The 20,319-nt window shown below is 38.1% G+C and carries 22 protein-coding genes; 4 read left to right on the forward strand and 18 right to left on the reverse strand.

Annotation, left to right across the window (positions count from 1 at the left end; translation table 11 throughout):
* The first annotated feature begins 499 nt into the window (after positions 1-499).
* Entirely contained in the window at positions 500-784 is a 285-nt protein-coding gene (locus tag BAOM_RS19175) for a Ger(x)C family spore germination C-terminal domain-containing protein (protein WP_257467717.1), read from the forward strand.
* A 184-nt stretch (positions 785-968) separates the two neighbouring features.
* Here the strand turns inward: BAOM_RS19175 and ytxJ are convergent, their stop codons facing one another.
* The 5 genes from ytxJ to BAOM_RS19200 form a co-directional block, all read right to left on the reverse strand.
* On the reverse strand, positions 969-1,295 hold the full coding sequence (gene ytxJ, locus BAOM_RS19180) for a bacillithiol system redox-active protein YtxJ (RefSeq protein WP_127761671.1): 327 nt from the start codon (positions 1,293-1,295) through the stop codon (positions 969-971).
* 95 nt (positions 1,296-1,390) lie between these two features.
* Positions 1,391-1,852, reverse strand: coding sequence for a YtxH domain-containing protein (locus tag BAOM_RS19185; protein WP_164853292.1), 462 nt, complete (start codon positions 1,850-1,852; stop codon positions 1,391-1,393).
* Positions 1,853-1,879: 27 nt separating this feature from the next.
* Complete coding sequence (locus BAOM_RS19190; RefSeq protein WP_127761673.1) at positions 1,880-2,365, reverse strand: DUF948 domain-containing protein; 486 nt, start codon at positions 2,363-2,365, stop codon at positions 1,880-1,882.
* 391 nt (positions 2,366-2,756) lie between these two features.
* Positions 2,757-4,061: a UDP-N-acetylmuramate--L-alanine ligase gene (gene murC, locus BAOM_RS19195; protein WP_127761674.1), complete on the reverse strand. Its 1,305-nt coding sequence runs from the start codon at positions 4,059-4,061 to the stop codon at positions 2,757-2,759.
* Between the two features lie 235 nt (positions 4,062-4,296).
* Positions 4,297-7,224: a DNA translocase FtsK gene (locus BAOM_RS19200; RefSeq protein ID WP_252282617.1), complete on the reverse strand. Its 2,928-nt coding sequence runs from the start codon at positions 7,222-7,224 to the stop codon at positions 4,297-4,299.
* A 405-nt stretch (positions 7,225-7,629) separates the two neighbouring features.
* On the opposite strand from BAOM_RS19200, the gene BAOM_RS19205 reads away from it, so the two are divergent.
* The gene (locus tag BAOM_RS19205; RefSeq protein ID WP_127761675.1) at positions 7,630-8,046 is read left to right on the forward strand and encodes a hypothetical protein; all 417 of its coding nucleotides are present in this window, start codon (positions 7,630-7,632) and stop codon (positions 8,044-8,046) included.
* A gap of 67 nt (positions 8,047-8,113) precedes the next feature.
* On the opposite strand, the gene BAOM_RS19210 is transcribed toward BAOM_RS19205, so the two are convergent.
* From BAOM_RS19210 to BAOM_RS19225, 4 genes are all read right to left on the reverse strand, one after another.
* Positions 8,114-8,911: a DUF1444 domain-containing protein gene (locus BAOM_RS19210; RefSeq protein ID WP_127762644.1), complete on the reverse strand. Its 798-nt coding sequence runs from the start codon at positions 8,909-8,911 to the stop codon at positions 8,114-8,116.
* An 86-nt stretch (positions 8,912-8,997) separates the two neighbouring features.
* Positions 8,998-9,309 (reverse strand): thioredoxin family protein, encoded by a 312-nt coding sequence (locus tag BAOM_RS19215; protein WP_119116892.1) that lies wholly within the window; start codon positions 9,307-9,309, stop codon positions 8,998-9,000.
* 58 nt (positions 9,310-9,367) lie between these two features.
* Positions 9,368-9,886, reverse strand: a complete 519-nt coding sequence (locus BAOM_RS19220; RefSeq protein WP_127761676.1) for a DUF84 family protein — start codon at positions 9,884-9,886, stop codon at positions 9,368-9,370.
* Positions 9,887-9,905: 19 nt separating this feature from the next.
* On the reverse strand, positions 9,906-10,979 hold the full coding sequence (locus BAOM_RS19225) for a M42 family metallopeptidase (protein WP_127761677.1): 1,074 nt from the start codon (positions 10,977-10,979) through the stop codon (positions 9,906-9,908).
* A gap of 168 nt (positions 10,980-11,147) precedes the next feature.
* Here BAOM_RS19225 and BAOM_RS19230 point away from each other — a divergent pair, with 168 nt between their 5' ends.
* Complete coding sequence (locus tag BAOM_RS19230; protein WP_127761678.1) at positions 11,148-11,468, forward strand: hypothetical protein; 321 nt, start codon at positions 11,148-11,150, stop codon at positions 11,466-11,468.
* 157 nt (positions 11,469-11,625) lie between these two features.
* Here BAOM_RS19230 and BAOM_RS19235 read toward each other — a convergent pair whose 3' ends face one another.
* The gene (locus BAOM_RS19235) at positions 11,626-12,474 is read right to left on the reverse strand and encodes a YtnP family quorum-quenching lactonase (RefSeq protein ID WP_127761679.1); all 849 of its coding nucleotides are present in this window, start codon (positions 12,472-12,474) and stop codon (positions 11,626-11,628) included.
* A 94-nt stretch (positions 12,475-12,568) separates the two neighbouring features.
* On the reverse strand, positions 12,569-13,207 hold the full coding sequence (gene trmB / locus BAOM_RS19240) for a tRNA (guanosine(46)-N7)-methyltransferase TrmB (protein ID WP_127761680.1): 639 nt from the start codon (positions 13,205-13,207) through the stop codon (positions 12,569-12,571).
* A gap of 204 nt (positions 13,208-13,411) precedes the next feature.
* On the opposite strand from trmB, the gene BAOM_RS19245 reads away from it, so the two are divergent.
* On the forward strand, positions 13,412-13,690 hold the full coding sequence (locus BAOM_RS19245; protein ID WP_127761681.1) for a YtzH-like family protein: 279 nt from the start codon (positions 13,412-13,414) through the stop codon (positions 13,688-13,690).
* A 1-nt stretch (position 13,691) separates the two neighbouring features.
* Here the strand turns inward: BAOM_RS19245 and BAOM_RS19250 are convergent, their stop codons facing one another.
* The 7 genes from BAOM_RS19250 to lepB all read right to left on the reverse strand — a co-directional run bounded on the left by BAOM_RS19250 (position 13,692) and on the right by lepB (position 20,237).
* Positions 13,692-14,471 carry a phosphotransferase family protein gene (locus BAOM_RS19250; protein WP_127761682.1) on the reverse strand — a complete coding sequence of 260 codons (780 nt, stop codon included), beginning with the start codon at positions 14,469-14,471 and terminating at the stop codon, positions 13,692-13,694.
* 270 nt (positions 14,472-14,741) lie between these two features.
* Entirely contained in the window at positions 14,742-15,731 is a 990-nt protein-coding gene (locus tag BAOM_RS19255; protein ID WP_127761683.1) for an NERD domain-containing protein, read from the reverse strand.
* Between the two features lie 17 nt (positions 15,732-15,748).
* Entirely contained in the window at positions 15,749-16,306 is a 558-nt protein-coding gene (gene thpR, locus BAOM_RS19260; protein ID WP_127761684.1) for an RNA 2',3'-cyclic phosphodiesterase, read from the reverse strand.
* 301 nt (positions 16,307-16,607) lie between these two features.
* Positions 16,608-17,465, reverse strand: a complete 858-nt coding sequence (dat, locus tag BAOM_RS19265; protein WP_127761685.1) for a D-amino-acid transaminase — start codon at positions 17,463-17,465, stop codon at positions 16,608-16,610.
* Between the two features lie 15 nt (positions 17,466-17,480).
* Positions 17,481-18,890, reverse strand: coding sequence for a dipeptidase PepV (pepV, locus tag BAOM_RS19270; protein ID WP_127761686.1), 1,410 nt, complete (start codon positions 18,888-18,890; stop codon positions 17,481-17,483).
* A gap of 130 nt (positions 18,891-19,020) precedes the next feature.
* Positions 19,021-19,506, reverse strand: a complete 486-nt coding sequence (locus tag BAOM_RS19275) for a DedA family protein (protein ID WP_127762645.1) — start codon at positions 19,504-19,506, stop codon at positions 19,021-19,023.
* 182 nt (positions 19,507-19,688) lie between these two features.
* Positions 19,689-20,237, reverse strand: coding sequence for a signal peptidase I (gene lepB / locus BAOM_RS19280; RefSeq protein WP_127761687.1), 549 nt, complete (start codon positions 20,235-20,237; stop codon positions 19,689-19,691).
* Positions 20,238-20,319: the final 82 nt, after the last annotated feature.

Here is a 20,319-nt window from a genome sequence, read left to right on the forward strand (position 1 = left end):
AAAAGCGGAGATGCCTTGGTTAGTTGACAATGAAAATAGAGATTAACACAGAAGCAGCTCTTTGCCTTTCGAAAGCAATCCTCTTTTTCACAGCGAGCTAAGCATTGAAGCTGGGCACCAAAACATATCAAAACTTTTATATCTTCTTATCTTTTAAGAAAACCGGGTAAAGAGCGCCCGGTTTTTTTTGTCTACAATCACTAACAGTGCCCTCTTTTCCCAAAATAGGTATGTGGCTCAAAAACCCCATTTCGCTAGCATTTCTCATCACCATCTTCACTTCTCGCTTTAAAATAATACCGAACAGAGACATGTATATTATGCTAGTTCTTGCTCATATTAGTACCAATGATAAGGCAAAAGAGGTGATTCTCATTTTTAAAAAATCAAGAAATAAACAGACCCCCATTGAAGCGAAAGTTTCTCCAAAGGTCGCTAATTTAGAAGAGTTATTCGAATCTCTTTCCCATTCAAATGATTTCATTAATTATAGAGGAACATTAAACTCAAAGGAAACTTAAAAGAATACATGGATGGTCGAATTTTAACAGATGAGGGGGTTATTTCCAAGGTCGAAAAATCACTGGAAAAGAAATTAATTAAGCAAGCTAATTATTTAATCAATGACTTTCAGAAAAAAAATATAGACCCTCTTCAGTTAAAGCAAAAAGTACTCGCTTTCAATAAAGAAATGTCTAATGAAGATTTTAAACAAATTTACCCTACTATGAAAATAAACGTAAAAGCAGATGTAAAAATAGTTCAGACAGGGATTAGTCAATGAGTATAAAAACTGACAACTACACACTCATTGATTTAGCTGCTATTCACTAAAGCTGCTAAATCAATGATGCTTGAAGAACACTCGTCTTCTCCCTCGTTTCATGAAGCTAAAAGTCAAAACTTCCTATAATAGCAAAACGCAAAAAGGTTGATTCAAAAGCGCTTGAATCAACCTTTTTTATGACTTACTTCGGTAAATTTTCTGTTAAAGACTCATTTTTAATTCTCCAATGAGAATCATTCCACGTTGGTTTTCCTTGCTTAAAGAAAATCGCTTGTGGAGATTGGTGCTTGATATCGAATGTTTCAGCAATATAGTTAGAAAGCGGGCGTGCTTCCTGTACAGCTAAGTAGGCTGTCGCTAATTGTGAGTGTTCAGCAATAAAGGTTTGATATTCTTCAAATGCCTCTGCACTTACTGGACACGTTAAACTATGTTTAAAAAATAATACCGTGTCATTTTGAAGTAACTCATTAAATTGCTCTTCTGTTTCAATTTTCGTTAATGTCATTGGTGAATGAACCCCTTTCATTTCTTCATCTTTCATAATAAAGCGGTGAAGTTATCGTACCACTTCACCGCACTATCTGACAAATGATTCAACTTTTAAGATTGAAGTTCTTTTTCCGTTTCATCAAAGGCGTGCTGTGCCTCATCAAGTTTTATTTGTACCTCTTCTTCAAGTGTACTTGCAATATCCGCCTCACTCGTTGCTGCGGGTTCGCTTTCCCCTGCTTCAACTTCAAGCTCTTCTACTGCCTTTTCTGCCCTTAGGCTTCTCACTTTGCCAACTATGGCTGATGATTTGCTTGTGACAAGTTCAGTTACATTGTTTTTCTTTTCTTTAGCGGTTTCTGTAAGATCTTGACGGAGTTTTCCGGTTTTTTCTGATATTACCCTAGCTTGCTCAGTAATATCGTTTCTTAAGTCTCTGCCTGCCTTAGGAGCAACAAATAGAGCTGTTGCTGCACCAAGCATACCACCTATTAAAGCACCGATAATAAAATCTTTTGAATTGATGGAGTTGCGATCTTCCTCATACGTTTTTTGAACTTCTTTCTGAGTCATAGCCATTCTCCTTTCAATTTTAAAAAATTATGATCTTGCTCGTAAAAACCTTCTTTTTTTGGATGCTTCTTTTCCTTCTTGTTCATTCGACGATTCTGGTTGTTGCTTTCTTGCCTTCCACTTATCGCGCATCTCTAAGGCAATATTCCCCCACTGCACGATTTGTGAAATTTTTTCTTGATTGTTGTCGATCTCGGTTATCACTTTATTCGAAACCTTCTGAATAGAAGTATTGAAGCTTTGGATTGACGTGCCAACTTCTTTCACAGCAACAACAGCTGTGTTTAAGTTTTCTGATTTCTGCTTTAAATCCTCTGCTAAAGCATTGGTTTTATGTAATAATTCTGTTGTTTCCGTCGTAATTCCCTTCAGTTGACTCTCTAATCCAGTTAATGTATGTGCAACGCTGTTTAACGTGATTTGCAGCGATGTTAATGTCTTCGCTACATATATAACAAGCACGAGAAAAGCAATCGCAATAATTGCCGCACTTACATACAAAATAATCTCCATAAGACACCTCCAAAATATCCAATACGCCTATCGAGACATATTACTCTATCCATCATTATTTTAACTCTATCTATTCAATATACTCTATTATATCAATCACAGGAAACTTTTCTAACCGTTTATATGACATTTTAAATAAGGTAAATCTATACATTCTACAACTAATCCAAAATTCCTTTTACATTTCCCAAAATACGTTAAAAAATATTATAAAGAAAAAGATACTCGACTTAACTAGACAATAATCCGCGATATTATACATATTCCTTATGATATAGCAGATTTTTAGCTCATTTCATATAACACCGTAATCTCACGTTTGATTAGCAACATTGTTTAGCTGGACCTATTAAAAAATGCCTCTAAAGTATAAATTTAGAGGCATTTTCTATTACTTCACTTGTAATAACTGCTCATAGGCCACCTGGAACTTTTGAATATCTCCAGCACCCATAAAAAGAATTACGCTATTTTCATGTTGTTGTAAAACAGACGTTTCATCTTCTTCAAGCAACTTAGCACCTGGAATTTTCTCTTGAAGATCTTCAATAGAAAGTTTTCCTTGGTTTTCACGAGCGGATCCAAATATATCACATAAGTACACTTTATCAGCTAAATTTAAACTATCTGCAAATTGAGTAATAAACGTTTGTGTTCTTGTAAACGTATGTGGTTGGAAAACAGCCACAATTTCACGGTTTGGATATTTTTGACGTGCTGAATCAATAGTCGCCGTAATCTCTGTTGGATGATGTGCATAATCATCAATTAAAATTTGACTACCGATTTCTTTTTCCGTAAATCGACGCTTTACCCCACCAAATGTTTTCAAGCGAGCTTTTACTATCTCTGTATCTAAACGCTCGTATTTACAAAGGGCAATCACACCTAAAGCGTTTAATACACTATGTTTTCCGAATGTCGGAATCGTAAATGTTTCATAAAAAGTATTACGGACATACACATCAAACGTTGTACCTTCTTCTGTAACAGAAATATTTTTTGCTTGAAAGTCATTTTCTTCAGCAAAACCATATAGAATGACAGGTACTTTCGCTTGGATGCTTTGTAATTGTTCATCATCTCCGCATGCAATAATACCTTTGTTCACTTGTAAAGCCATTGTTTGGAATGCATCAAAAACATCTTCAATGTTTGCATAATAATCAGGATGATCAAAATCAATATTCGTCATAATGGCATAGTCTGGATAATACGAAAGAAAGTGACGACGATATTCACACGCCTCAAATACGAAATACTCCGATTGCTCGACTCCGTTTCCTGTCCCATCACCAATTAAATAGGAAGTGGGCTTCACTCCACCCATTACATGAGCAAGTAACCCTGTTGTCGATGTTTTCCCATGCGCGCCAGTAACCGCTACACTTGTAAAGTTTTTCAAAAAGTCACCAAGGAAACGATGGTAACGAACAATCGGTAATCCTAATTCTGTAGCCCGCGTAATTTCCGGATGAGTATCCGGAAATGCATTCCCCGCAATAACTGTCATGCCTGGCTTAATATTTTCTTCACTAAACGGAAGAATTGTAATTCCTGCTTTTTCTAAAGCTATTTGTGTAAAAAATTGTTTTTCATAGTCGGAACCTTGTACTTCCAATTTTAAGTCATAAAGTACTTGTGCTAACGCACTCATCCCCGATCCTTTAATTCCCACAAAATGGTAAACAGTCATATGAAGAACCTCCACCAATCGTCTATCTGTATGACAGTATATGACGTCATTCGTTTATTTGTTTTCTGCACAATTTATCATTTCTTCAATATTTATTAATCAACAAATCAACATTATATCACTTTTTTCTTCATTCAACCATGTCAGCCAGATGGTATTTCAACATGACTTTGGCTTTTCTTGATAATTATCCCTTATTCGATTTCTTATTATATACAATTAAAGTCATATAGGTTCAATGATTCGTTGAATTCTCATCAAGCAAAAACTCTAATTCTTCCTCAGAAATCAATACTTCGCGAGGCTTACTTCCTCTTGATTCAGAAATAATTCCTTGCTGCTCCATCATCTCTACCAACCTTGCAGCTCTGTTATATCCTACACGAAAACGTCGTTGAATGCTTGAGGCTGAAGCAGCATGTTGGCTTACAACAAACTCGCATGCTTCTAAAAATAATTCATCTGTGTCTTCTGTCACTTGAGCCCGACTTAATAAATCTTCCTGCTCAAATAAATAGTTCGGTTGTTGTTCATTTTTAACATGGTTCACAACTTGATCAATTTCATCATCACTGACGAATGTACCTTGCAAGCGCACTGTTTTCGATGATCCATTTTCAGCAAATAACATATCGCCGCGACCAAGCAGTTTTTCTGCACCGCCACTATCAATAATCGTGCGCGAGTCTACTTGTGAAGATACAGAAAAGGCAACCCTAGTTGGAATATTGGCCTTAATTAATCCAGTAATGACATCCACTGATGGGCGCTGTGTAGCGACAATTAAATGAATACCGCAAGCACGCGCTTTTTGAGCAATTCGACAAATTGCTTCCTCCACATCTGCCGGAGACATCATCATGAGGTCAGCTAATTCATCGATAATAATGACGATATATGGCAGCTTGTTCGAATATTGGCGGGCAAGTTCAGCTTGTTCATTAAACTTCGTAATATCTCGAACACCTGCATGTACAAATAATTCATAGCGGCGCTCCATCTCCTCAACCGCCCATTTTAAAGCCGCTGTTGCCGCTTTAACATCCGTAATAACAGGACTAACTAAATGAGGAATTCGATTATAAGGAGCAAGCTCAACCATCTTAGGGTCAATCAACATTAATTTTAACTCCTGAGGTGTCGCTTTATATAAAAGACTAACGAGCATCGTATTGATGCATACACTTTTTCCTGATCCCGTTTGCCCTGCAATTAAACCGTGCGGCATTTTACGCAAATCGGTTACAATCGGTTGACCAGCAATATCAAGCCCCATCACAACGGCCAATGGAGACGGGTGATTTTGGAATACATCACTTTCTAATACTTCGCGTAAAAAAACCGGCTTACTTTTTCGATTTGGAATTTCAATCCCGATTGTATGCTTACCTGGAATAGGTGCCTCCATTCGCATATCTTGCGCAGCCAAACTTAATTTAATATCATCCATTAAGTTCGTTACTTTACTCACCTTCACACCAGGCTCTGGATACACCTCAAACTGTGTAACCGCTGGACCTTGCGTCACATTGACAACTTTCGCACGAACATTGAAGTTTTTCAATGTTTCGTTTAATAAAATCATTTGCTCTTCTAACCATTCGTCATCATTCTCCGTCATTGTTGAAGGTGTGAGCAATTCGATATCAGGAAACATATAGTACGGATTCTCTTCCATTTCTTCAGGTGAATCTGTTCCGATAGAAGTATCTGCTTGTTCAACAGGTTCTGTTTCAACAATATTTTCCACAATAGGTGCTACTTCAACGACGGTATCCGGCGCTAGTTGGATAATCGGTGCCTCTTCTTCTGCACTCGCCACCTCTGTTGCTTCCATCTTTGGCTTTTCTTCAATATTTGGCGTTGGGGAAGCTGTTTTCGGGACAACACTTCTTGTAACTGGCACAACCTTTTTACCTGTTCCTTGATAACTTGGAAAGTTCATGCGCTTTTGATCTTGCTTTAGCATAACAACATTAAATGGAATATGTTTTTTTCGCGGTTGTTCCTTCTTTGTTTCCTCTACCCTCGTATCTGCAGCTGCCGGCTCAACTTTCTCCTCTGCAACAACAGCGGGTTGTACAGGCGCGGGCGCCTCTTCCTCCATCACCGGCGGTTCTATCGATTCTTCTACATTACGCTTTCGATAAACAGCGGGAATTTCTGACTCCTTCTCTAGGTGGTCAGAAGATGCGGGCTCTACTCTCTCCTCTGCAACAACGGGCTGTACTACCTCCCGCTCCTCTTCTTCCACCACTACTCGCGGTTCTATCGATTCTGCTGCTTTGCTCTTTCGATAAACAGCGGGAATTTCTGACTCCTTCTCTAGGTGATTAGAAGATGCGGGCTCCACTCTCTCCTCTTTAACAACAGCGGATTGTATCACCTCAGGCGCCTCTTTTTCCATCACTGGTGGTTCTATCGATTCTTCTACATTACGCTTTCGATAAACAACGGGAATTTCCGACTCCTTCTTTAGTTGATTAGAAGATGCTGACTCTACTCTCTCCTCTACGACAACAGCGGGTTGTACAATCTCCCGCGTCTCTTTTTCTATCACTGGCGGTTTTATCGCTTCTGCTGTGTTGCTCTTTCGATACAATACTGGAATTTCCAACTCTCTCTCTAATTGATAAGCAGAATCAGGTGTCGTTTCTAATTCGAATTCTACAACTTCCTCTTTCTGCCTTGCTTGCTTCTGTGGCCGATGAAACCCATAAATTGGAGAAGGGATTTCTGTCGGGCGAAATGGTTTCTTCGGTGTAACGGCTTTTAATTCTGATTCATGATGAACTGGCCTTGTCGCTTTATCAGGAAACTTTTGGTTAGGTTTTTCTTGGACAGGGACTTTCTGTGGCATTCGCGCCTCGTCCTTTACGCGATTATTACGTATCTTTCTTTTCGGTAATGGCTCTTCATCCGGAATCAATGGAAATTTAAATTGTCCTTTCGGATATTGATACAAAACTTTCGTATCCGGGTCATTCATCGATGTACTTTTACGCTTTAAAGTTTGTTTCTCTTGTATATGTTCTCTTTGAAGCTTAGCCGCCTCTCGGTTCTTCACTTCATCAAAATCTGGCTCTTCATCTATGACAATTTCTTCTATCTCGACAGTCTCTTCTACTAAAAACCAATTTTTCATTTTTTTGAACCATTTCAAAATCTATCACTCTTTCTAGCTTATTATGAAGTTAATTCTACCAGTAATTTATAAAATATCGAGTAAAATTGTGTAGATTAGGAAATTGTATATATTTTTTCATAAGAATCTCCATGAAACTATTTCTATTATAGTAGTCCTAATCTATAATACGATATAAACAAGTATTATTATACAGCTAAGGAGGTTTTTACCATAAGGGAAAATTACGTAATTTTCACTATTGCTATTGTAGCAGGCTTATCATTCGGCTTTTTTCAAATTCAGCTTCATTACTTCGTCATCATCTTTATTCCGTTCGTATTTTTAATTGGAATAATCAAGCTCTATCCATCCCTTTTTGCTAATAATATCGATCGAATTGAAAAATTTCTCATTCGTAATAAGAAACAGCCTATCTATCAATTGACCTATGCATTGGCGAACCACCTAGATACGGAAGCAAAAGAAGCATACAACAAGATTATCCTAAAATATACCCATCCCACAAAATTAGCACAATTCAAAGTGCTATATGCACTGTACAGAAAAGATATAAAAACGGCTAAAACGGTTTTAAGCGATGTAAAACCACCCGAGCTCAAACTATATTATGAGATACAAATTGCTTTAGAGGAAAATGACCTAGAAAAAAGCCGCCTGCTCATTCAAAACGTAAAAAAGACATGGATGCAAAATGCTGTAGAGGCAGACATTCTTCACAAAGAAGGAAATTTAGAACAAGCTAGAATCTATGCCGAACAGTCCATCAAAAGAACAAGAGGCATTCAAAAGTATACGTTAGCCAAACACTTTGAACCTCTTTTAAACAAAGCTGCATAAAGTGAAACTTTCATTGAATAAAGAAACAAGACTGCTTTCGTCAATAAGCAGTCTTGTTTCTTCAGTATTATTCACGTTTTTTATTTTTTCCTAAGATGAAGATTGGCTCTAATTCGCCTTCTTCATATAAAAATGAAAGAGCCGTAATTGGTACATGTCCGCTTGCAAAGAAGCTCATCGCCATTTGGGCCAAAACATCGTAACCTGTTTCATTTTGCACATCCGCAATAATAATGACATCTTGATGAGGAATAGCCAGTGCCATCGTTCCTTGAATGTTTTCCTTCATCTCACGAAGCCAAGCGTCATTCACAATGCGACTTGCGTCGTACCCATCATTTGTATTTAAGAAATAAAACGTATTACCCGCAACCGTATCAGTTTTAACCTCTGTTGAAAGTGAACGTACGTTAAAACGGGCGACTTCACGAATTCGCTCGGCTTGCCACTGTTCACGATCTAACATGCGTTCATCGATTAGACGATACGTATTGCCTAAATCAAGTGCATAGAAAACGCGTGTCTCCGCTGTGTGCTCATCGAATAGAAAAGAATTTCCTTCTTCTGCTTCGGTCGGGAAAGATGTCGAACGAATAACAGGAAATATCGATTTTTCCTGTCCAGCCATTCGATGTTCTTCCCCCATAACTTGCAACGCTTCCTCTACATAATAAGCGACTTCTTCAACAGCCTGCTCTTGTACCAACTCGTAATTCGCAATTACTCTTGGTAATTCAATGGTGATTCCTTTACCTGTTTTCACATTCTCAATTCGTAATGTATCCTGTTGACTATTAAATTGAAACGTGCGACTTTCATCTGCTAATCGTTCCTTTAATAAGTTCGTTAATTTCTTGCTGTTCATTTTCATGCTTAAGTCCTCCTTTGCAGAAAAAATGAGAAGGGCCCCCCTAGTTGAGAAAGGGCCCCTCCATTGATGGAAGTTTCACATTATAAACCTTGAATGAAATCCTCAATTTCTTGTTGTGTTTTACGGTCCTTGCTTACAAAGCGTCCTAATTCTTTTCCATTTTCATAAGCGATAAAACTTGGAATACCAAACACATCGTTTGCAGCGCACACATCAATGAATTGATCGCGATCTACATGAATGAACGTAAACTCAGGAAACTTCGCTTCAATTTCAGGTAGGATTGGTTCGATTACACGGCAGTCTCCGCACCAATCTGCTGAAAAAAGAAAAATATGTTTCCCTTCATTTTTTAATGTCTCATATTGTTCTTCTGATTGTAATTGTTGCATGTTGTCATCCTCCACTTTCATAATGTCATAAGTATGATTATATCAAACTGTGCACGCTTCAACCATTGATATACAGTCTCTCATGATATTCATATTGTCCAAGCAGCATGCTCATGATATGTTCAAACATTTTCACTCGCGTCATCCGCTCATTTGTAAACACACCAATGGCCCCTTCTTTTTTACGAATATTCGCTTTTTGAGTAAAATCATCCATCACAGGACCAAGCTCTTCACCCTGTTCTAACCGTTTCGCTACAACATCAGGTAAAACGATACGCGCTCCACCTGCAACCCAAACTCTACCGTCTCTAGTTGTCATTGCTCCCCAATTACAAAGGAATAAGCCCTGCTTCGTTTGCACGACTCCCCCTTCAAGACCAATGCCAATCTCTGCATCGCTATGCTGCAAACAATTTTTCGCGCGATTGACGGCACCTTCAATGGTTTCTTCATCTGAAAATGGTTGAGCAGACACACCGCTTTCTACTGATAAAGAAAGCACCTCTTCTTCCGAAAACACCTTCATCACAGCTTCGACTTTCGCTGGATTCTTACTACCTACAGCTACTCTCATGTTGACACACCATCTTTTCTTATCCGTTATTCTTAATTGTTTCAAATGTTGTTTTATCACATGCACGTACTAATTTTCCAATTAATTCGCGTGCGGCTGCATAGTCATCTACATGCATAATCGAAGCATGCGTATGGATATAGCGGGCACAGATGCCGATTACCGAACTTGGAATACCTTCATTGGCAATATGTACTTTACCAGCATCTGTTCCACCTTGAGATACATAGTATTGATATGGAATATTATGCGTTTCCGCTGTATCCAAAATAAATTCTCTCATTCCTCGATGTGTAACCATCGTTCGGTCAAAAATGCGCAATAATGCACCTTTGCCCAGTTGACCAAATTCTTTTTTATTTCCTGAAGCATCATTGGCTGGACTAGCATCTAATGCAAAGAATATGTCAGGCTTAATAAGTGAGGCTGCTGTTTGCGCTCCTCGTAAGCCAACTTCCTCTTGAACCGTAGCCCCTGAATAAAGAGTATTCGGTAATGTTTCCCCTTGTAAATCTTTTAACAATTCAATAGCTAATCCGCAGCCATAGCGATTATCCCACGCTTTAGCAAGAATTTTCTTCTTATTAGCAAGCGGAGTAAATGGGCAGATTGGGACAATTTGTTGTCCGGGTTTAATGCCAATTTGTTTAGCATCTTCTTTATCATCCGCGCCAATATCAATTAACATATTTTTAATATCCATTGGTTTAGCACGAAGCTTCTCATCTAACAAATGTGGGGGAACCGAACCAATGACTCCAATTACCGGTCCGTTATCCGTAATAATTTGAACGCGTTGCGCCATCAGCACTTGGCTCCACCAACCGCCTAATGTCTGAAAACGAATCATACCATTATCCGTAATAGACGTAACCATAAAGCCAACTTCGTCCATATGGCCTGCTACAAGAACAGTCGGACCATCTGCAGTTCCTTTTTTCAAGCCGAAAATACTTCCAAGACGATCTTGAACAATTTCATCTGCATATTTTTCAAGCTCACTACGCATAAAAGCACGAACAGCATGCTCATTCCCTGAAGTACCAGGCAATTCTGTCAACGTTTTAAATAGAGATAAAGTTTCATCATTCATTTTGATTTCCCCTTAACTTACGATTTTCTTTCCTACTCTATATTCTACAGAAATTTTTAGGAAGTTACCATCAGACTCACTTGGAGAAAATTTCAAATTATTAGGCAACCTTTCCATTCTTCTGTATACTAGAAAGTAAGAAATAAAAAGGACATTGGAGGAGACACAATGAATTGGAAAAGCTTTTTATTAGGTGCTGCCGCTGGATTCGCTGCTGGAATCATCACAAAAGAATTACTTGGTCCATCTGGACATGCTTCTCCAGAAAAAGTACTAGCGGATGTTAAAGAAAAATTGAAGAAAAGCGGTCAAATTTACGGCTCATGGATTGTGATGAAGCCTGAAACGTATGTAAAAAACGACGTGGAATATGAAGTATATAACGGTGGAATTACACGGAACATCGATGACAAACGTGAGCAATTCGAATTTGTGGCCGATGCTAAAACCGGAACATTATTGGAATTGAATGTACGAGCTGCCGATTAATTTTGTTTGAAAGGCTGATATTAAATCAGTCTTTTCAATATTTATGTACTACACTACTTTTCGTGCGCAATTCGAGATTAACGCACAAACACTAAACAAGCCATGCACTATATGCACAGCTTGTTCTTTCTCCACACTTATGGAAGTTTTACTTCATTTACTCTCGTATCCGTTTTACTTCAGCAACAATCTCTTTTCCCGTTTGATCCCACTTTAGCGCACGATAATACGCATCATGATAGAAGCTATACCATACGTTATTCGCTAAACCATATTGCATCCATTTTTCTTTAGCTGCAATCGATGTCATTGGATAGTCGTCATATGCCATAACCCAAAGCACATTAGAATGGGCATGTGTAGGCATAATATCCGCCATATGAATAAGCTGTTCTCCTCCATTTTCAATGACAATAATCGAATGCCCATCGCTATGGCCGCCCGTATGAATCATTTTTACACCTTCTGTAATCTCCTGTTCTGTATTAAATGGGCGAACTTGAGTAGCAATCGCTTCCCAGTTTTCACGCCAATATGTACTTTTAGAACGAATATTCGGGTTTCTCATTTCATCCCATTCAATTTGTGAGGTAATAATTTGAGCCTTCTCAAATACAGATACTGGCTGGTCATTCACAAGCTTCGTTAAACCACATACATGATCAAAATGTAAATGTGTCATTAAAATATAATCGATTTCACTTGGAGCAATGCCAAGCTCGGCCAAATCTTCAACGACCTTAGATTCTTCGGTTATACCATAATTACGCTTTTGTTTATCCGTGAATTTTTCACTGCCAATTCCAGCATCAATCAGCATCTTTAAGCCATTTGCTTGCACAAGAATTGGATCTGTTCTCAGTTCAATTTGATTGTTTTCATTTGATGGATATTTTCTAATCCATAATGGTTTAGGTACCACGCCAAACATTGCACCGCCATCTAAATTCGTAACCCCGCCATTTAACCAAGTCAAAGTAATTTCGCCAATTTGTAAAGTTTCCATTATACCCCTCCTTATCAACAGTTTAACATTAATATTTCAAAAAAATAACAATTTTCCACAAAAAAAGACATCTTAATAGATGCCTTTTAATAGATTATTGAAATCTTGCTTCTAATCGATAAATTCGATCGCCTTTGCTTGAGAATTTCTCTTCATATTCCGTCATAATATTTCCTTCAAAATCACTGTTATGCAAATCTAGGCTAATAAATGTAAGCAGCATACCATATTCTGATATACTCATTAACGAAGACTCAAACAATCCTTGATTATCCGTTTTGAAATGAATCTCACCTTGATTTGGCAAAATATCCTCATAAATACTAAGGAAGGTTTTATATGTTAAACGGCGCTTTGCATGGCGTTTTTTCGGCCATGGATCGGAAAAGTTTAAGTAAACACGATTGACTTCTCCTTTGTCGAAGTAATCCCGTAAATTTACAGCATCTATATTCATCAACTTTAAGTTCGGTAATTCATTTTCAATTAATAAATCCAATGCTGTGACAATGACACTTGTAAAGACTTCAATTCCAATGAAATTGACATTAGGATGAGCTTTTGCCATTTCTGTCATAAAACGACCTTTTCCTGTTCCTACTTCAATATAAATTGGATTGTTATTTCCAAATACTTCTTGCCATTTTCCTTTATGGCTTTCCGGCTGCTGAATCACATATTGCGGAAAATCTTTTAAACGCTCTTCAGCCCATGGTTTATGTCTTACACGCATGATGACACCCCTATAATTCATAAATTTCATTCATAACATAATATAACTCAACAATTATTCGTACAAGCGGGCAGCTCCTATCCTTTTTGCTCGTATAAAACATTCGAGAACACGTACTATAAGAGAGAAAGGCCCTATAAAACACATGATTCATTTTGAATTTATTTAAACTAAGCTCCTACCCTAAGAAACGAAGGTGAATATATGCCATTATCTCACGAACATCAACTTTCATTACTAACAGATATTCTCAGTAACCACAAAACTGATTGCTGCGGGTCCGTTTCTGAATGTGAACAAGTCAAAAGACTTGCCGCAGCTTTGCTCGGCAATCAACACATCGATAGTCATGTCAAAACCATATTGACTGATATTTATACCTACAGTCAAAATGGAATAAATACAAACAATTTAGAAGAACATATTACCTCACATCAAGACAGTTTAACTCAGTGGGTTGATGATATTCATCAATTCAGTTAGTTTAACTCGCTAAAATATTAGCGAGTTTTTTAATCAGCTGATCTCTTTCTTCTATTCTACTTTTCGTATCATGCCATTTAATCGACAATAGCGCTTGTGAAGTGGTATGCCATTTCATTCTCATTTCCAAACATGCATCTAACGTTTTTCCATAACGCTCTAGCCACTGCCCCCATTGTGAACGCGGCACATAAGAATACAAAAGCATACCTAGATCAATCGCTGGATCAGCAATAACAGCTTCATCCCAATCAATTAAGAATAATTCATCACTTTCTGTAATTAACCAATTGTTATGATTGACATCACAATGACAAACAACCCATTCATCACATTCAATCAATAAAAGATGGTTTTTCAGAAAAAGAATGCCTTCCTCAATAATTGACATTTGCGCTAATTCTGTAGTCAGTTCTGTAGTAATTTGTGTAAGTATACTCTCAGGTCTTAAAGGAGATTTTCCAAGCCGCTTTAGCATGCTTAGTAACGGGGCTGACTGATGAATCTTTTGCAGCATCTCCGCTACACGATTATCATTCATTTCCCGTTGAGACAATTCTCTGCCTGGAAGCCACTGCTGAGCCGTAATCACATCTCCATTCTCAAGGCGTCTTGTCCACATTAACTTGGGAACAATCCCCTCAGCTGATAACACAGCAAGAAATGGCGATGAATTACGTTTCAGGAAAAGTTTTTGATCATCTTTAACAGCAATGAACGCTTCTCCTGTAGCTCCTCCAGCAGGAGAGATTTCCCACTCCTGACCTAATAAATGTTCCAACTGGTTCACCTTCAATTTCCTCGCTTAATAGACAAGCATAAGTGCCGTTCAGCCACACAAGACTGGGCGCTAGAGCTAAACATCTGTATTCATTATTTCTACGTATATAAACATACATAATATATGCATTAATCACCAATAAAAAATAGCTATTGAGCAATTTTACAATAGCCATAAAATAAATTTTAGTTGAAACCTTGTTTCCTCGTCAAGTAGTATACACAGATTCCCCTTAGAAAACATGCTGATTCATTAAATTACCATCATAACTTACGAAGTTTGATTATCCTCAATCTGCTCGCTATCCTCTACTTGCCATTCCATTCTTTTTGCTGATGTTGTTTGACAATACTCCAATAACGCCTGTGCACCTTTTAATTGCTGATGCTTCAAAGGAGCAGATCCTTTACGAATTTTTTCAAACCAATCTGGAAAACTCCGCTTATCAATAATCTCTGTACCATACGGAGCAAGCGGATAATCAATGTAGCCATTACGTGAGAGAACGACCTTCTTAATCGGTAATGTCACTTCATATAGCTGAAAAAGCTGCGATACAATGTTCTCCATTCGATTAGCTGAAATCATTGGATTTAGCACTTTTTTATTTGGATACTTATGGTGCCTGCGTAACCAGAACTTTTCACTAGAGCCAGCAAACGCAGCATCTTCTTCCGCTTCTAAAAACGTAATACACCAAGCATCGGTCGGCGAAATAACAATGATGTCCACCTCGACAGGAGCATTCTTCAATCGAAATACCGGCTTGTACATGACAAGAAATGTATCAGGGAATCTTTGTAAAAAGAAGCGCAGTTTCTCATCTAAAAAGAAGGAAGAATCGACAAATGATTTTTCATGAATCGTTGAGCTGCCCCACTTCATCTGAAAGCGAAGCAATTGATTCAAAAAGGTTTGCTTTAAGTCCGCTAAACTCCCTATATCAGCAGGAATATGTAAGGAGAAAATATTATCTTCTCTTTTTGGAACCTCAGTTTCTACTTTGACTTCTTCCTCCTTATTTCGGCGGAACATTCCTTTTACCCTTTTGAAAATGCCTTTTTTCTCCTCTTCGTATGCATTTTCAATCAAGTCCGCTTCATAGGACGAGCTGAATAATTGCTCTAATTCCCCGTCTTGATACGCGGCTTTTAACTTATCCCATTGTTGTTTTTTTAATTTGATAAACTGTGACGGATATCGATAAATATCCTGCTCATAGCGCGATACATAATCTTGCAATTTTATGAGCTGTGCCATCTACATTACCACCAGTCTTATTGTAATTGTATGGAACAAATCGGTTCATACGATGGCGATGCTCCGATATGTGTTTGATACAGTGTAATCGCTGAAGCTAAAAAGCTCTTTGACTCTAATCCTGTTAAAGACGAAGCTTGCTGGAGTGAAAAAGCTTCCTCCCCATTATATTTTCGCGCCAATGTAATATGCGGCTTAAACGGTTTAGGATCAAGAGAAAAGCCCGTTTCTAGACAGGCTTGATACACCTTTTTTTGAACATCAAACAACCTTTGTTCAAACTCTACGCCTGCCCATAAAATACGCGGATAATCGTCTCTCCCAAACGTTCCTATCTCATCCAGAATTAACGGAAAAGCTGCTTCCTTTTCTAACGTTCGTTTCACATGGGCTGCTGCTTCGTTTCGCATCGATTCTGAAGCATGTCCCAAAAAAGCCATCGTAATATGATAATCGGCAGGATGGAGCCATTTCTTAAATGGAAATGCCATTTTAAGTTGTTCTATTCGATCATATAGCTCTTTTTTTAGTTCATCCGGCAACGTTAAGGCAAAGAAAAAGTGAGTATTCGCCATGCTAAACGCATCCCTTCTAAAATCTTTTATATTTTAACATACCATCAAATCTTTTATAGATGTTTCATGTAACGAAATTAGAACTGATATAATGTTCTCGTACAAAGTTCCATACTAGTTTTTACTTTATCTATCTTATTTATAGGGTTGCTAACTAAAGAAATATTTATTTAGAAATCGACCACCTCGATTTAAAACAAAAAAGGCGATGTTGATTAAACTTTTGTACTACATATGTGCTTTTCCCTTTATACCCAGAACAAAAAAACTCCTGCCACATTTGGACAAGAGTTTCATTCCATTACGCTTTAAGCATACCACATTGTCTTTCAATTTCTTCCCGGAAATAGACTTGCAATTGTCTCGTAATTGGACCTGTTTGTCCATCGTTGATCATCTTCCCGTCAATGCTGACAATCGGAGTCACTTCCACACCCGTACTTGTGTACAGAACTTCATCTGCTGCCAGCACATCGGCTATAGAAAACGCCTCTTCTACAACTGGGATTCCATTTGCCTGACAAAGCTGCAGCATCACTTGACGAGTAATTCCATTCAAAATCAAATTGTTCGCTGGATGTGTTTTCAGCGTACCATCAACAATAATAGAAACATTGGATGAACTTCCTTCTGTTACTATTCCATCGCGATGCAGTACTGCCTCCGCACACCCTGCTTCCACAGCTTCTTGCTTAGCCAAAATATTACCGAGTAAATTCAAGCTTTTAATATTGCAGCGTAACCAACGCACGTCATCTGTTAGTAAAGCTTTCACACCAGGCTTCACTTCTCCAGCGTATGGTATTTCCTTCGTATAAGCGACAAAAACAGGCTCCACCTCTTCAGTTGGAAAAGCATGATTTCGCGGTGACGCCCCTCTCGTTAATTGCATATACACAATCCCAAATGTCAGCCCGTCTTTCACAATCAATGCCTCTAATTTTGCCTTTAACTCATCTAGTGTAAACGGCACTTTTATACGAATAAACTTAGCACTCTCAAACAAGCGCTTTAAATGCATCTCACTTGCGAATAATCGACCATTATAAACACGAATTACTTCATACACGCCATCTCCAAATTGATAACCGCGGTCCTCCACATCAATTTTTACAGCAGAACGAGTTATTAACTCGCCATTAAAAATTAAATTCCCCATCTTTGTTTATTCTCCTTATCTTGCTAATTCATAAATCGCATGCGCATAGATGGCCGCTGCCTTTAACATATCTTCAATTTCAATATACTCATCTTTTTGATGCGCAATATCTTCGCTCCCCGGGAACAACGGCCCAAATGCTACCCCTGCCTTCAGCGAACGAGCATATGTGCCGCCGCCGATGGATAGCAGCGCCGCTTTTTCTCCTGTCTCTTCTTCGTATACTTTTTGTAATGTTTGAACTAAGAAACTATCTTGGTCTACATGATGCGGCATAGAATTTGAAAAAGATTCAACACGCCATTGAAACTTCAATAGTTTCGCTGTTAATGTCTCTTTTCCTTTTTCCCAATCAAATGTAACAGGATAACGCATGGTAAAACCAATGCTGCTGTCTTTACCTTTTGAATAAATAAATTTACCGGCATTGATCGTTAAATCACCAGTGATTTCATCATGGTATGCTATACCTAGTTTATTGCCACGCGAATCTTCAAACAGATAATCGCGAATGAAGGTAAAATAAGTTTTCGCGTGTTCATCCACTTGTAAATCCGCTAAAAAGGAAGCTAGAAACAGCCCTGCATTCACCCCATTTTTAGGCTCCATTCCATGAGCAGACACACCTTCAAGTTCAAATGTAATCTGGTTTTGCTTAATCTCACTCTTTCCTGTTAATGAATGCTTATGTAAAAATAATTCGTAATCCTGTTTCAGTTCGTTCGTTTGTACCGTCTCAACTGTTGCAATCGCATAATCAGGAACCATATTCATACGTCTGCCCGATGAAAATTCAATCACGTTGACCGCTGCTTTTTCTACATGTATCGCTGCAGGCTGTACGATTGCAAAATCCCATATGCCTTTTTCGGCATAGATAATGGGAAAGTCCGCATCCGGTGCAAAGCCAAGTGTCGGCATTTCTTCTACTTCAAAATAACGGTCCACACAGCGCCAATCAGATTCTTCATCCGTTCCAATAATCATCCGAACCCGTTTATTTAATGGTAAATCTAGCTCTTTAATTACTTTCATCGCATAATAAGCAGCCATCGTCGGTCCTTTATCATCAATGGCACCGCGAGCATATATTTTACCCTCTCTAATTTCCGCTCCATATGGATCAGAGCTCCAGCCATCTCCCTCTGGTACAACATCAACGTGGCATAAAATCCCTAACAATTCTTCACCTTGTCCCATTTCAATATGACCAGCAACATGGTCCACTTCTTTAACTGTAAAACCATCTTTTGCTCCTAAATCAAGCATATAATCAAGAGCTGCTTTGACCCCTATACCCAATGGAGCCGTTTCAGTTGCAGCATTCTCATCTAATACACTTTTAATTTGTAATAATCGTTGAGTATCTGTTAATAAATCTTGCTTACGTATTTCGATTTCGTTTTGCCAATTAATCTTATCCAAAAGTCGACACTCCTCACTTTGATTTCGCTTTTATTTTAGCATAACGCTTCTGTCTCGACTCACTATTCCCTTTTTTAAGAATTATTAAAACAAAAACAATACCGCCCTCTTTTAAACAAGAGCAGTATTGTTAAGCTAACACACCTATAAAATAACCAAAACCTATAAAAAAAGAACACCAACTAAACGCACCAACACAAGCAAAAAGGAGGTATTTACGTTGATTCATGCCACTCATCCCAGAAAAATAGCTTGCAAGATGGCGTATCCCCGGAATAAAATAAGCAATCAATAATGTCCACGGACCGTAGCGAAGAAACCAACGTTCCGTCTGCTTTAATCGTGCCGGCGTTAGTCGAAGCCATTTTCCATACTTGTCTAAAAACGGCCTGCCAATTTTCCGTCCAATATAATAGCTAACGAGCATCCCTGTCATAGAGCCAAGAAAACTAACGAGAAGTGCTCCTTGGCAATTCAATACTGAAATAGAGGATAAGTAACCGACAAATGTCATCATCACTTCATCCGGTATCGGTAGTCCAATAATACCAATTGCCAGTAATCCATAAATTGCAAAATACCCATGTTGAGAGATTAATTGCTGTACTACATCCATCATTTGCCCTCATTCCGTTACAAGACGTGCTTCAATACCATTCTACCTTAAAACCCATTATGAAAAATAGGTAATAATTAGATTTTATATGCAGCAGGACAAAAGAAACATATTTAAAAGGCTATATGGTACTCAGTTTGAACCAAAAAAAGACACCTCAATCAAATGAAGTGTCTCTAACATTATTTCACAAATTTAATTTCATCCACTGGCCAGTACACAAAATTTGCTTTACCAACAATTTCGTCAACTGAGACTGTACCAATTTCACGGCTATCTAAGCTATTACGGCGATTGTCCCCCATTAAAAATAGTTTACCTTCAGGTACCGTTGTACCACCAGTAATCTCTTCAAGAGTAAAATTTTCTGTTAATAGCTCGCCGCCTAATTCTGCCTTATATTCGTCTAAATATGGTTCCTTATAAGCTTTACCGTTAATATACAGTGTATCTTCTTTATATTCGATATGATCTCCCGGCAGACCGATTACACGCTTAATATAATCACGCTCTTCCGTTGCATGGAACACGACGACATCGAACCGATCGATATTTTCAATATCGGTACCAAACTTATTCAAAATAATTCTTTCACGATCTAATAAAGTCGGCATCATCGATTCACCGTCTACAACAATTGGCGCAAAAATATATGTACGGATAACAAAAGCCAAAATAATAGCAATGGCAATTGCTTTAACCCACGAAAATAATTCTTTAGCTTTTCCCAATCTATGTCCCTCTTTCTTCTAAAAAATTCTTTTAGTCATTATATCATAATCTAATCGATTTCATGCCACTATGAATACTATC

It is taken from the genome of Peribacillus asahii, from assembly GCF_004006295.1.
GTDB classification, from domain to species: domain Bacteria; phylum Bacillota; class Bacilli; order Bacillales; family DSM-1321; genus Peribacillus; species Peribacillus asahii_A.